Origin of the sequence: Sphingopyxis sp., from assembly GCF_016704835.1 — a bacterium.
GTDB lineage: Bacteria > Pseudomonadota > Alphaproteobacteria > Sphingomonadales > Sphingomonadaceae > Sphingopyxis.
On sequence record NZ_JADIZJ010000002.1, the window covers coordinates 188,725 to 201,697 of the forward strand.

Genomic DNA, 12,973 nt, shown 5'->3' on the forward strand with positions numbered 1-12,973 from the left:
TCGTCAGGCGGCGGTGTCGATCCCGAGATCGCTGAGCTTGCGATAAAGCGTCGAACGCCCGATGCCGAGGCGGCGGGCGACTTCGCTCATCCGGCCGCGATAATGGCCGATGGCGAGGCGGATGACGTCAGCCTCGATTTCTTCGAGCGGGCGCAAGTTTCCGTCGGGAAGATAGAGGGTCACCCCGATGGCTTCGCCGTTGATCGCGATTTCGCCTTCGCCGGTCAAGCTCCCGCCGCCAAGCGTCGCCTCGATTGCGTGGAAGTCGGCGCTGGTCAGCACGTCGGTCTTGCTGCCGACCGCGGCGCGGAACAGCACGTCCTGCAACTGGCGGACATTGCCGGGCCAGGCATAGGCGGCGAGCAGGCGCAGCGCGTCGTCGGTGATGCCGATCGGCCCCATGCCGGGCAGGCCGCCGATGCGCGCCAGCAGGTGGCGCGCGAGCGGGCCAACATCGCCGCGGCGTTCCGAGAGCGACGGCAATGTGAATTGCGCGCTCGACAGCGCGTAAAACAGATCTTCGCGGAAATGCCCGGCCTCGATCAGCTTTTCGAGCGGGCTGGTGCTGGTCGCGATGATGCGGACGTCGACGCTCTGGCGGATCGTGCCGCCGATCATCTGCACTTCGCCACTGCTCAAAAATTCGACCAGCTTGGCTTGGGTTTCGAGCGGGATGCATTCGACATGGTCGATGATGACGCTGCCGCCGTCGGCCTGGACGAGCCGCCCGACCTGGCGGTCGAAGGCGCCGGCAAAGGCGCCGCGCTCGTGGCCGAACAGGCCCGACCCGATGAGGCCGGGCGAGACCGCCGAACAATCGACCATTACCAGCGCACCGCGGGCGCGGGGGCTGGCGCTGTGGATGGCGCGGGCGAAGACTTCTTTGCCGGTACCGGGGCGGCCGTTGATCATCACTGGCACGCGAGCGCGCGCCGCCTTGGCGGCGATCGCGAGCGCGCTGCGGAAATTGGGGCTCGATCCGATGATTTCTTCAAAGGCGAGCGGGGCGCGGAGTTTTTCAGTCAGCGGGCGCAGTTCGCCCTGCGGGCCGCTGGTCGAGACGATCCGGTCGAGCGCTTCGAGCAGGCGATCGGGTGCGATCGGTTTCTGGACGAAATCACTCGCTCCGGCGCGCATCGCGCCAACCGCGACCTCGACCCCGTTGCGCATGGTGATGACGACGAGCGGTAGCGCGGGACGCCAGCGGCGCAGTTCAGCGACAAATTCGGCCATGTCCATGCCAGGCGCGCCCTGATCGACGAGCACCGCGTCGAGCGCCAGGCCTTCCTGGGTGCCGAGCTTGGCGAGCGCGGTGTCGGTGTCCGCCGCAATGATGCTGCGCCAGCCGCCGCGCGATACCAGCGCCGCCAGAAAGCGCTGCTGTGCCGGCTCGCTGTCGACGATCATCACTGTTCGCGTGTCGCGCGTCGTTGCCATCGTTATCGAATCCGCCCTTGGTTCGGCGTCGTAGTGCCGATTCATCCGCTCAAGCGCTGTGATGTACGCCACACCGGTAAAGGGGCGATTAAGGCCGTTGGGCTTTTGCCGCGCCGCGGTTTTCGCTTACCCGGCCCTTGAGCATGGCGCGGCGCGTGGCTAAGACCAAGGCGACAGCCGATTCTGGGCGCGCGGTCGCGCGCCCTTTGGGCAAACGCGTAAGGGGACACGTCATGGCGGAACAGGAAATGAAGGCAGCGCAAGAAACCTATTCGGGTTTCATCAGTCTGTTTAAGGTCGGCTCGATCATCACCGCAGTGGTGGTCATCGGTGTTGTCCTCCTCATCGCGTCCTGACCGGGCTTCGCGCATGCGCATCGCTGTCCTGAAAGAGCTCGCCGTCGGCGAGAGCCGCGTCGCCGCCACACCCGAAACTGTGAAGAAATTCATCGGCTTGGGCGCCGAAGTTGCCGTCGAATCGGGGGCAGGCGAGGCGGCCTCGGTCGCCGATGCCGACTATAGCGCTGCGGGCGCCAGTGTCGCCAGCCGTGCCGAGGTCCTGAAGGGCGCGAACATCATCCTCGCCATTCAGGGACCAGACCCTAAGGGACTGAGCGGCTTTGCCGACGGCGCATGGCTGGCAGCGGGGCTCAATCCGTTCGGCGAGCGCGCGCGTCGATGACTATGCGAAGCTGGGCATCGAAGCGCTGCCGATGGAATTCATGCCGCGCATTACGCGCGCGCAGTCGATGGATATCCTCTCCAGCCAGGCAAATCTTGCCGGTTACAAGGCCGTACTGATAGCAGCGAACGCCTATGGCCGGGCCTTTCCGATGATGATGACCGCCGCGGGTACTGTCAGCGCCGCCAAGGCGTTCATCATGGGCGTCGGGGTTGCGGGCTTGCAGGCGATCGCGACCGCACGCCGCTTGGGCGCCCAGGTCAGCGCGACCGACGTGCGCGCCGCGACCAAGGAACAGATCATGTCGCTCGGCGCGAAGCCGATCTTTGTCGAGAGTGTCGCCGGGATCGAAGGCGAAGGCGCGGGCGGCTATGCCACCGAGATGTCCGACGAATATAAGGCGGCGCAGGCCGAACTTGTGTCGTCGCATATCGCCAAGCAAGACATCGTCATCACCACCGCGCTGATCCCGGGGCGTCCGGCGCCGCGGCTGATTTCGGACGCGCAGCTCGCGACGATGCGCACCGGCAGCGTGATCGTCGACATGGCGGCCGAAAGCGGCGGCAATGTCGAAGGGTCGGTGTCCGGCGAAGCAAAGCGCATCCACGGGGTCACCGTGATCGGCGCGAGCAACATCGCCGCACTGATGCCTGCCGACACCAGCGCGCTGTTCAGCCGTAACCTGTTCAATTTCCTGTCGGCCTTCTGGGACAAGGACGCGGGCAAGCCGGTGCTCGACGAGGAAATCGGCAACGCGATCCGCCTGACGCAGGGCGGCAAGGTGGTGAACGAGCGCCTGCTCTGATGGGATTGTTCAGCGCCAGCGATCTGGACGTTTCATCGGCTTCGACCGAGTTTGGACACGCGTTGATTGCCGGTGAAAATATCCTGGCGGCGTTCCGCACGATCCGTGATTCCGTGCTGCTGACCGATCAGCGGTTGATCTATATCAACGTGCAGGGGCTGATCGGATCGAAGGTCGAGTTTCAGTCGGTGCCGTGGCGATCGGTGGTGCGCTTTTCGCTCGAAACAGCGGGAACATTTGATCTCGATGCCGATATGAAAATCTGGGTGTCGGGTGCGGCGGACCCGCTGCAAGTCAAGATTTCGCGCAAGAGCGATCCGCGCGTCATTCAGCGCATCATGGCCGAGCAAACGCTGCTCAAGCGATAGAGGCTTTTTTCGGGCGGCGGCAGTCATCCGGTTTGGAACGCACCGGTATTCCAGATGGGATGAAACTATTCCGCCTTGCGGTGCGTCTATTCGGCGGAGCGGACGTAGCTAGGTCCGCAAAGGCGCGGCCCGCCGCCGAACCGAACGATCGCTCAATGATGCGGGTTCAAAAGGAGAATTTTATGACGCGCGCTATGCTGTTTACCGCCGTTGCCGCGGCCGGACTGGGGCTCGCGGGTTGCAATGGCAATCCTGAAACGCCTCCGACCGAAACCACGACCGTCGCAGGCGGCGAGATGATGCCCGCCGACGAGGCCGGTACCAATCCGACGGTTGGCGGCGCTGAAATGCTACCGACCAAGAATATCGTTGAAAATGCGTCAGCCTCGCCGATCCACAAGACGCTGGTTGCTGCAGTGACGCAGGCTGGTCTGGTTGAGACCTTGTCGGGCGCTGGTCCGTTCACCGTATTCGCGCCGACTGACGCGGCCTTTTCGCAGGTTGCGCCAGTGACGCGTGACGGCTGGATGCGTCCGGCGCAGAAGGAAGTGCTGGCCGGCGTGTTGAAATATCACGTCGTCCCCGGCAAGGTGATGGCCGCCGATCTGGCCGCGCAAATCAAAGCAGGCGGCGGCAAGGCCGTGCTTAAGACGGCTGATGGCCAGGACCTGACCGCGACGCAGAGCGGCGACTCGATCATCCTGACCAGCGCCAGCGGTAACAAGGCGACCGTGACCCAGGCCGACGTGGGTCAATCGAACGGTGTTATCCACGTCGTCGACGCGGTGCTCGTACCGAAGATGTAATCCGACAGGCCGAACGAACGGCCGCCACGACATTTAATGTCCCGATCGGCCCGCATTTCTCATTTTTGAGAGATGCGGGCCTTTCTTTTTGGCTGCTTTGGAGTCGACACGCTGGCGTGTGCGCGGCAAGAGGTGCGCCAAGCGGAATCAGCAGGGGAGCGTGCCGTGGATTTCATCGCGATTTTTTCGATTTTCGTCCTGGCGTGTTTCGTCGGCTATTTTGTCGTCTGGTCGGTGACCCCGGCACTGCACACGCCGTTGATGAGCGTCACCAATGCGATTTCGTCGGTGATCATCGTCGGCGCGCTGATCGCCAGCGCGGCCGCGGGGTCGACCTCTTCGAAATGGCTGGGCCTCGCCGCGGTGGTGATGGCGAGCATCAACATCTTCGGCGGCTTTGCAGTCACTGCGCGCATGCTGGCGATGTACAAGAAGAAGGAGCGCTGAGATGGATTTTCAGTCGATCCTTTCCGCCGCGACCGGCGAACATGGCCTCGCCGTGAACCCTTGGGCCGCCATCGCCTATCTGATTGCGGGCGTCTTTTTCATCCTCGCGCTGCGCGGGCTGTCGAGCCCGGCGACGGCGCAAAGCGGCAACCGTTTCGGCATGATGGGGATGACGATTGCGGTGGTCACCACGCTGCTGACGCATGCGCCGGTTACCGTTGACGGCGCCCTCGACGCCATCGGCCTGATCGAAATCCTCGTGGCGATTGGGATCGGCGCGGTGATCGGCATCGTCATGGCGCGGCGGATCGCGATGACCGCGATGCCGCAGCTTGTCGCGGCGTTCCACAGCCTCGTCGGCATGGCCGCGGTCGCGGTCGCCGCCGCCGCCTATCTCAACCCGCAAGCCTTCGGCATCGCCGACGCGGCGGGACAGATTTACACGGTCAGTCGGATCGAAATGGGACTGGGCATCGCGATCGGTGCGATCACCTTCTCGGGTTCGGTGATCGCCTTCCTCAAGCTCAATGGCAATATGTCGGGCGCGGCAATCATGCTGCCCGGGCGCCATATCATCAACCTAGGCACGCTCGCCGCGATTATCGGGCTGGTCGCCTATTTTACCGTCGATCAGTCGCCATGGGTGTTCTGGACCGTCACGGGACTCAGTTTTCTGATCGGCTTCCTGCTGATCATCCCGATCGGCGGCGCCGACATGCCGGTCGTCGTGTCGATGCTCAACAGCTATTCGGGCTGGGCGGCGGCGGCGATGGGCTTCACGCTTGGCAACACCGCGATGATCATCACCGGCGCGTTGGTCGGCTCGTCGGGTGCGATCCTGTCGTACATCATGTGCCGCGCCATGAACCGCAGCTTCATCAGCGTGATCGCCGGCGGTTTTGGCGCCGACGCCTCGGCCGTGAGCAGCGGGTCGAAAGAACAGCGGCCTTGGAAGCCAGGCAGCGCCGACGACGCCGCGTTCCTGATGAGCCAAGCCGACACGGTGATCATCGTCCCCGGTTACGGCATGGCGGTCGCGCAGGCGCAGCACGCGCTGCGCGAAATGGGCGATCTGCTCAAGAAAGAAGGCGTGACGGTCAAATATGCGATCCATCCGGTCGCGGGGCGCATGCCCGGCCATATGAACGTGCTGCTCGCCGAGGCAAATGTGCCGTATGACGAGGTCTTCGAGCTCGAGGACATCAACGGCGAGTTTGCGCAAGCCGATGTTGCGTTCGTCATCGGCGCAAACGACGTGACCAATCCATCAGCGAAGACCGACAAGACCTCGCCGATCTATGGCATGCCCGTACTCGACGTCGAAAAGGCGAAGACAGTGCTGTTTGTGAAGCGGTCGATGGGCGGGGTCGGTTATGCCGGCGTCGACAACGACGTGTTCTACATGGACCAGACGATGATGCTGCTCGGCGATGCCAAGAAGATGACCGATGACATCGTCAAGGCGCTGAATGGCAGCGGACACTAGCCTACACCCATTTTCGTTCGTGCTGAGCTTGTCCAAGCACCGTCCTTCTTTTCGCGACTCCCGAAAGAAAGTACGGCCCTTCGACAAGCTCTGGGCGAACGGATATTTTGACCAAAGCATTCGGAGATTGAATTTTGCGTAAAATCGGCCTGATCGGGGGCATGAGCTGGGCATCGACCGAGCTTTATTACCGCCACCTCAACAAGGGCGTGCAAAAGCGGCTGGGCACCGCCTGTTCGGCGCCGATCATGCTCGAAAGTCTCAACTATTGCGATCTGTCGCGGCTGACCACCCCCGAGCAATGGACGCATGCCAAGGAGGCGCTGATCGCTTCGGCGCAGCGGCTGGAGGCGGCGGGTGCGACCGCGCTGATGATCGCAGCCAATTCGATGCACAAGGTGGCCGAGGATGTCGCCGCGGCGATCTCGATCCCACTGCTCCATATCGTCGACGAGACCGGCGAGAAGATGAAGGCCGATGGGATCAAGGCGGCGGCGGTGATCGGCACGCGCAACGTCATGACCGAAGCCTGGTTCCGCCAGCGGCTGGTCCGCCACGGGCTGACCCTCGCGCCTTACGACATGAGCCGGGCCGACGAGATCGACCGGATCATTTACGAAGAGCTGATGCAGGGCAAGGTGAACGAAAGTTCGCGGCGCACGATGAAAACCTTCATCACCGATATCGCCAAGCAGGACATTCAGGCGATCGTGCTGGCGTGTACCGAACTGGTGATGTTGGTCGATCCCGACGCCAATGTGCTGCCGATTTACGACACGACGCGGATCCATGTCGCAGCTGGAGTGGATTGGGTTTTGGGGAATGAAGGCTGAATAATCCTCCCTGTCCCGTAGGCATGGAGAGAGGGACCGTCCGCGAATCGGATGGTCATGGGGCACAACCTTGCGCCAGAGCTCCTTCGTCAGCGCGTCGCGCTGCCACCTCCCCATGGTTTTGCCACAGCGAGGATCACAGGTTTAACTCATCTTCGTCCACGTCACGGTCCGGCAGAATACGCTGACACAGCCTTTCATTGTCAGCTTGCCGCCCTTCACGCGCAGGTGCGCTTTGTAATAACGCCCGTCCTCCGGGCTATAGCCTTCGCCTTTCCAGCCGTCGTCGTGCGGAACGAGATCCCAATAGATTTGCAGACCCGTCACCTTGCGGTCGCGCTTGGCTTTGTCGGGGTTGCGTTCGTCGAGCTGGCCGCCCGCCGGCTGCTTGACAAGAATGCGCTCGATCCGCCCGCACATCTTGTTGCCGCATGCCGCCATGACGACGACGCCCTTGCCATCGTCGGTTTTCCAGCGCCCGGCGATCGGCGCCGGCGCGGCGGCCATCGATGGCACGGCAATCAGGGCGACCAGCGCCAATGCATATCTGTGAATCAAAGCGACCTCTCCCCGATTTATAGCTACACGCATGTCAGCAACCCGCTTGGCATCCGTCAAGTCTTGCCGCATGTTCTCCCAAAATCAGGGGAGAGAGTGATGCGATTCCATGGCTTTCACGCGGCAACGCTGGCCGTATTGGCTGTTTTAGCCGCTCATCCGGCGGTCGCCAAGACGATCAGCGTCAGTTCGACAACGCCCGACGCCAATGAAAAGCTGCAAGAGGCGCTGATCCTGGCCAAGCCGGGCGATATCGTGCAGCTGGGCGCGGGAGTGTGGAAGCTGGTCGACGGGCTTTCGCTCGACGTCGCCAACGTCACGGTGCGCGGTGCCGGAGCGGGCGAGGGTGGGTCGATCCTCGATTTCACCGGACAGCAAGGAGCCGGCGAGGGGCTGCTTGTCACGTCCGACGACGTGTATCTGACCAATTTTGCGGTGCTCAACACCAAGGGTGACGGGATCAAATCGAAGGGCGCCGACCGCATCGTCTATCACAAGCTGCGCGTCGAATGGACCGCCGGGCCGAAAGAAACCAACGGTGCTTATGGCATCTATCCGGTCGAAAGCACCGATGTGCTGATCGACAGCGTTTTCGTGCGCGGCGCGTCGGATGCCGGCATCTATGTCGGGCAGTCGAAGAATATCGTCGTCCGCGATTCGATCGCGACCGAGAATGTCGCGGGGATCGAAATCGAGAACAGTTATGACGCCGACGTCCACGACAATATCGCGACCAAGAACACCGGTGGCATCCTGGTGTTCGACCTGCCCAGCCTGCCGATGCAGGGGGGGCACAATGTTCGCATCTTCGAAAATATCGTCAACGACAACAGCACGCCGAACTTTGCCCCCAAGGGCAACATCGTCGCGAGCGTGCCGACGGGTACCGGGGTGCTGGTGATGGCCAATCGTCATGTCGAGATTTTCGACAATGTGCTTGCTGACAATGGCACCGCGAATGTGATGATTGTCGGTTATCGTTACGAGCATAAAGATGCCAAATATCAGCCGCTGCCGCGCGACATCGTGGTGCGCGGCAATCAGCATGGCAAGGCGGGCTATGCGCCGGCGTTCGAGGGCGGGGCACAGATAGCGGCGGCCCTTGGCGGATCGATCCCGCCGGTGCTGTGGGATGGCGCGGGCGATGCGGTGGTGCTCGACAAGGTGGGGGTGCTGTCGCTGAATCTTCCCGACGTCGCGACCCCGCGCGATCAGGCGAAGCCCGCACCCGCCGACCTGTCGAAGGGCACGCCGCCCGCGGCGTTGCCGACGATCAAGCTGCCCGACACAATGGAGGCGAAGGTCCGGTGAGACGCGTATTCGCCGCGCTCGCCGCGGCGCTTCTGTGTGCGAGCGGCGGGGCTGCGGGGTCGCTGCCGGGGGTCGATCAGGCGCTGGTCGAGAGCGATGCGATGCCGCCGAAGCTGTCGGCTTTCGGCCTGTTTCGCGGCAACGACCCGAAAACGCCCGCGACCGGCATCGGCTACGCGCTGCGCGCGCCGCTGTTCAGCGATTATACGGACAAGCATCGCTTCATCTCGATCCCGGTCGGCAGGAAGGCGAAGATTCTGGCCGACGGGACAATCGACTTTCCGCTCGGCACGGTGCTCGTCAAAAGCTTCGGCTGGACCGATGTCAATGCTGCTCGCCCGGTGGAAACGCGCCTGCTGATCCGCCGCGCGTCGGGCTGGGCGGCGCTGCCCTATATATGGGACGCCGACGGCAAGGATGCGACGCTGGCACTCGGCGGACGGCGCCTACCGGTGACCTTCAAAAGCCCCGACGGCGAGGTGCATAGCATCCGTTATGCGGTGCCGAACAAGAACCAGTGCAAGGAATGCCACAGCCTGAATGGCGAGATCGTGCCAATCGGGCCGAAGGCGCGAAATTTCATTCTTGATCCGGCCGCTTCCGCCAAACTGCGCGGCGTCTATTTCGAAAATCCGGCCGCGCTGAAACCCGCGATGCCGCAGTGGGACGACCCCAAAAGCGGCAGCGTCGCCGACCGCGCCCGCGCCTATCTCGACGTCAATTGCGCGCATTGTCACAATCCGGCGGGCAGCGCTTCGAACAGCGGGCTGTTCCTGCGCTGGACCGACAATCCGGCGGGGGTTAATTACGGCATCGGCAAGCGCCCGACCGCGGCGGGGCGCGGCAGTGGGGGCATGGATTTTGCCATCGCGCCGGGCGATCCCGCGCACAGTTTTCTGCTCTATCGCCTCGAAAGCACCGACCCCGGTATCGCGATGCCCGAACTCGGGCGATCGACGGTGCATAAGGAAGGCGCGGCGCTGCTGCGGCAATGGATTGCGGAGATGCCGAAAGCGTCGCATTAGGCGGGCCATGACACTGCTCATCCTCCACGACTATTTCCGCTCCTCGGCCAGCTTTCGCGTGCGCATCGCACTGAACCTGAAAGGCCTCGCCTACGAGCGCGTCGAAGTCAGCCTGATCGCGGGTGAGCAGCGCAGCGACGCCTATCTCGAACAGAACGCGCAGGGCTTTGTGCCGATGCTCGTCGCCGATGGCGAGCCGATTATCCAGAGCATGGCGATCATCGACTGGCTCGACCGCGCCTTTCCCGAGCCGCGGCTGATCCCCGAAGACGCCATGCCGCGCGCCGTCGCACTGGCGCAGGCGCAGGTGGTGGCGAGCGACATCCACCCGCTGAACAATTTGCGCGTGCTGAAATATCTGACCCGCGATCTTGGCCTGAACGAACAGACCAAGGACCGCTGGATCGCAACGTGGATCGCGCAGGGTTTCGAGGCGCTCGAGGCGATGGCGGGTGACGGGACCTATCTGGGCGGCAACACGCCGAGCATCGCCGACTGCTGTCTGGTGCCGCAGATGTATAATGCGCGCCGGTTCGAGGTGCCGCTGGATGATTATCCGCGGCTGGTGGCGATTGACGCGGCGTGCATGGAGCTGGAGGCGTTTCAGAACGCGCATCCCGACGCGGTAAAGACGGCGTGATTCGTCTGCTGACGGGGGTTGCCGCGCTGGCCATTCCGGCGGCGGCGGTGGCGCAGGATGCCGCAACTGCGACACCCATCGACAACGCTGGCGAGGACGTTATCGTCGGCCGCGCGCGGACGACACAGGAACGCTTTGAAATTGTCGTCAGTGGCTCGGGCGCACTGCCGCTGACATCTGCCGATGCGGTGCAGTCGACCACGCTGATTGAAGATTTGCGCCCCGGCATCGGGGCGCGCATCGAGAACCGCATGCGCGACGAGGCGGGGATTGTGCAGTTCCGCCGATCGGACGGACGCTCGGCAAACCCGACCAGCCAGGGGGTGACGCTGCGCGGGCTGGGCGGCAATGCGTCGAGCCGCGCGCTGGTGATGCTCGATGGCATCCCGCAGGCCGATCCGTTCGGCGGCTGGGTTGCGTGGACCGCATTTGACGCGATCAACCTGCGCGGCGCGACGATTACGCGCGGCGGCGGCAGCGGCGCCGATGGGCCGGGGGCGCTGGCGGGAACCATCGGGCTCAATTCCGATCTGACCTATGGCGGCACTGCCAGCCTGGCCTATGGCAGCCGCGATAGCTGGGATGCGTCGGCTTCGGTCGGCGGGGGACTGGGCGGCGGCGAGGTCGCGGTCGACGGGCGCTACGGCCGCGGCGACGGCTTTATCCCGATTGCGAAGGGCCAGCGCGGCAGCGTCGATCGCGCCGCGCCCTTCGAGCAGGGCGGGCTCGGCGTGCGAATGCGCTTCGACACGGGGGAGAGCGGCCGGATCGAGGCGAGCGTACGCGGCTTTTCGGACCGGCGAGATCGTGGGACCGATTTTACGACCAGCCAGGTCGACGGGATCGATGCGAGCCTGCGTTTCGTCCGCGATCCACACCGGACCAATCAACTGTTCGCGCTCGCCTATGTCCAGCTGCGCGATTTCGAGAGCGGCTTTGCCAGCGTCGCAGCGAACCGCAACAGCGTGGCGCCGGCGTTGTTCCAGCGCGTTCCGGCCACGGGGCTTGGCGCACGGATCGAATTTCGCCCGGTCATCGGCCGCGCCAACCCGCTGCGCGTCGGGGCCGACTGGCGCCGCACGACGGGCCGGACCGAAGAGGATTTCTTCTTTGCCGGGGCGGTTCCCGGTCGCCACCGAACGGCGGGCGGCGACAGTGACACGATCGGCGCTTTTGCCGAATGGACATCCGGATACCGCGACCATGGTCTGGTCTGGACACTCAGCGGGCGCGTCGATCGCTGGTGGCTGGGTGAGGGGTATCGGCTCGAACGCAATATCGCCGGTCCGGTGATCACCGACCTGCGCTTTGCCGCACGGCAAGGCTGGGAGGGCAGCGGTCGGGCCGGGGTGCAGTGGACGAAAAATGCCTTGTCGCTGCGCGCTGCGGCCTATCGCAGCTGGCGCCTGCCGACGCTCAACGAACTCTATCGTCCGTTCCGCGTCGGTGCCGAGGTGACGACGGCGAACGAGATGCTGAAGCCCGAAAGGTTGTGGGGCGGTGAGGTCGGCGTCGATTGGGGCAGGGATGACACCAAGCTGTCGGTGACGCTGTTCGTCAACCATCTGACCGGTGCGATCGCCAATGTGACGTTGGCGCCGAACTTGAACCAGCGGCAGAATCTCGATGCGATCGACACAAAGGGCATCGAGATCAGCGCCGAGCAGAAGATCGATTTTCTGACGCTGCGCGCGACCTATGCGTTGACCGATGCGACGGTCGATGCGTCGCGCGCCGCGGCGGCGCTCGACGGTCGCCGTCCGGCGCAGATCGCAAAGCATGGCGGCAGCGTCTCGCTGCGCAGCAACACGCGCGGACCGGTCCAGGGGTTTGCGACGCTGCGCTATGTCGGCAAACAGAATGAGGATGATCTGGGCCTGCTGGTTCTCGGCGATGCGCTGACGCTCGACGCCGGATTGTCGTGGCGGCTGGCGCAAGCGATCAGCCTCGAGGCGCGCGGCGAAAATCTTTTCGACGAGCTGGTCCCTGCGGCAATCTCGTCCGCGGGGATCGTCGAGCGCGCGATGCCGCGAACCCTGTGGATCGGCGCGCGGCTGTCGTTCTGACCTTCACAGGACGGCGATTGTCGATAAGAACAGGCCATGGCCGCCAAAAAACTCAACCTCGACAATTTCCTGCCCTATCGCCTGTCGATCGCGTCGAACGCCCTGTCCGAACGGATTGCCGCCGAATATCAGAACCGCTTCGGGCTGAAGATTCCCGAGTGGCGGCTCATGGCGGTGCTCGGTGAAGGCAAGCCCAAGACCCAGCGCGAGCTAGTCGAAGCGACGCGAATGGACAAGGTGACGGTCAACCGCGCGGCGAAGGCGCTGGCGGAGCGCCAGCTGATCGCGCGGCAGGCGCATGCCGTCGACGGCCGGTCGCATCATCTGGAGCTCACCGAAACCGGGCGCTCGCTGTATGATGCGATCGTCCCCGCGGCGCTGGCAAGTGAAGCGCAGCTCGAATCGAAGATCACTGCCGCCGAGCGCGCGACGATGATTGCGATCCTCGCCAAGCTCACCGCCGCCGCCGAAGACTATGCCTGACCCCTATTATCGCGCTGCGCCGTCGGG

At 63.9% G+C, this 12,973-nt stretch carries 13 protein-coding genes and 1 pseudogene; 12 read left to right on the plus strand and 2 right to left on the minus strand.

The features are described 5' to 3' along the window. Positions 1-3: 3 nt before the first annotated feature. A complete protein-coding gene (locus IPF76_RS08655) occupies positions 4-1,437 on the minus strand; it encodes a sigma-54 dependent transcriptional regulator (RefSeq protein ID WP_293842514.1) in 1,434 nt (477 codons plus the stop codon). Between the two features lie 155 nt (positions 1,438-1,592). On the opposite strand from IPF76_RS08655, the gene IPF76_RS08660 reads away from it, so the two are divergent. The 7 genes and pseudogenes from IPF76_RS08660 to IPF76_RS08690 all read left to right on the plus strand — a co-directional run bounded on the left by IPF76_RS08660 (position 1,593) and on the right by IPF76_RS08690 (position 6,863). Beyond that, positions 1,593-1,793 (plus strand): aa3-type cytochrome c oxidase subunit IV, encoded by a 201-nt coding sequence (locus IPF76_RS08660; protein ID WP_293842518.1) that lies wholly within the window; start codon positions 1,593-1,595, stop codon positions 1,791-1,793. Between the two features lie 13 nt (positions 1,794-1,806). Beyond that, positions 1,807-2,923: pseudogene (locus IPF76_RS08665) on the plus strand (NAD(P) transhydrogenase subunit alpha). Next, a complete protein-coding gene (locus tag IPF76_RS08670) occupies positions 2,923-3,291 on the plus strand; it encodes a PH domain-containing protein (RefSeq protein WP_293842521.1) in 369 nt (122 codons plus the stop codon). The pseudogene IPF76_RS08665 and the gene IPF76_RS08670 overlap by 1 nt, the downstream one beginning before the upstream one ends. Positions 3,292-3,473: 182 nt before the next feature. Further along, entirely contained in the window at positions 3,474-4,097 is a 624-nt protein-coding gene (locus IPF76_RS08675; protein WP_293842524.1) for a fasciclin domain-containing protein, read from the plus strand. Between the two features lie 165 nt (positions 4,098-4,262). Further along, positions 4,263-4,544 (plus strand): proton-translocating transhydrogenase family protein, encoded by a 282-nt coding sequence (locus tag IPF76_RS08680; protein WP_293842527.1) that lies wholly within the window; start codon positions 4,263-4,265, stop codon positions 4,542-4,544. A gap of 1 nt (position 4,545) precedes the next feature. Next, entirely contained in the window at positions 4,546-6,030 is a 1,485-nt protein-coding gene (locus IPF76_RS08685) for an NAD(P)(+) transhydrogenase (Re/Si-specific) subunit beta (protein WP_293842530.1), read from the plus strand. A gap of 134 nt (positions 6,031-6,164) precedes the next feature. Beyond that, positions 6,165-6,863, plus strand: coding sequence for an amino acid racemase (locus tag IPF76_RS08690; protein WP_293842533.1), 699 nt, complete (start codon positions 6,165-6,167; stop codon positions 6,861-6,863). 144 nt (positions 6,864-7,007) lie between these two features. On the opposite strand, the gene IPF76_RS08695 is transcribed toward IPF76_RS08690, so the two are convergent. After that, positions 7,008-7,421 carry a DUF2147 domain-containing protein gene (locus IPF76_RS08695; RefSeq protein ID WP_293842536.1) on the minus strand — a complete coding sequence of 138 codons (414 nt, stop codon included), beginning with the start codon at positions 7,419-7,421 and terminating at the stop codon, positions 7,008-7,010. 99 nt (positions 7,422-7,520) lie between these two features. Here IPF76_RS08695 and IPF76_RS08700 point away from each other — a divergent pair, with 99 nt between their 5' ends. The 5 genes from IPF76_RS08700 to IPF76_RS08720 are packed head-to-tail and all read left to right on the plus strand — an operon-like array spanning position 7,521 to position 12,946. Continuing rightward, the gene (locus tag IPF76_RS08700) at positions 7,521-8,732 is read left to right on the plus strand and encodes a parallel beta-helix domain-containing protein (protein ID WP_293842539.1); all 1,212 of its coding nucleotides are present in this window, start codon (positions 7,521-7,523) and stop codon (positions 8,730-8,732) included. Beyond that, positions 8,729-9,757 carry an SO2930 family diheme c-type cytochrome gene (locus IPF76_RS08705; RefSeq protein WP_293842542.1) on the plus strand — a complete coding sequence of 343 codons (1,029 nt, stop codon included), beginning with the start codon at positions 8,729-8,731 and terminating at the stop codon, positions 9,755-9,757. Before IPF76_RS08700 ends, IPF76_RS08705 begins: the two co-directional genes overlap by 4 nt. A gap of 7 nt (positions 9,758-9,764) precedes the next feature. Beyond that, entirely contained in the window at positions 9,765-10,397 is a 633-nt protein-coding gene (gene maiA / locus IPF76_RS08710) for a maleylacetoacetate isomerase (protein WP_293842545.1), read from the plus strand. Beyond that, the gene (locus IPF76_RS08715) at positions 10,394-12,463 is read left to right on the plus strand and encodes a TonB-dependent receptor (RefSeq protein ID WP_293842548.1); all 2,070 of its coding nucleotides are present in this window, start codon (positions 10,394-10,396) and stop codon (positions 12,461-12,463) included. Before maiA ends, IPF76_RS08715 begins: the two co-directional genes overlap by 4 nt. A 36-nt stretch (positions 12,464-12,499) precedes the next feature. Beyond that, positions 12,500-12,946 carry a MarR family transcriptional regulator gene (locus IPF76_RS08720; RefSeq protein WP_293842551.1) on the plus strand — a complete coding sequence of 149 codons (447 nt, stop codon included), beginning with the start codon at positions 12,500-12,502 and terminating at the stop codon, positions 12,944-12,946. Positions 12,947-12,973: the final 27 nt, after the last annotated feature.

Excerpts from the sequence above, each read along its gene's own strand:
- IPF76_RS08685 (WP_293842530.1), top strand. The coding sequence starts at position 4,546 with ATGGATTTTCAGTCGATCCTTTCCGCCGCGACCGGCGAACATGGCCTC.
- IPF76_RS08675 (WP_293842524.1), top strand. The coding sequence starts at position 3,474 with ATGACGCGCGCTATGCTGTTTACCGCCGTTGCCGCGGCCGGACTGGGG.
- maiA (WP_293842545.1), top strand. The coding sequence starts at position 9,765 with ATGACACTGCTCATCCTCCACGACTATTTCCGCTCCTCGGCCAGCTTT.
- IPF76_RS08700 (WP_293842539.1), top strand. The coding sequence starts at position 7,521 with ATGCGATTCCATGGCTTTCACGCGGCAACGCTGGCCGTATTGGCTGTT.
- IPF76_RS08720 (WP_293842551.1), top strand. The coding sequence starts at position 12,500 with ATGGCCGCCAAAAAACTCAACCTCGACAATTTCCTGCCCTATCGCCTG.
- IPF76_RS08655 (WP_293842514.1), bottom strand. The coding sequence starts at position 1,437 with ATGGCAACGACGCGCGACACGCGAACAGTGATGATCGTCGACAGCGAG.
- IPF76_RS08670 (WP_293842521.1), top strand. The coding sequence starts at position 2,923 with ATGGGATTGTTCAGCGCCAGCGATCTGGACGTTTCATCGGCTTCGACC.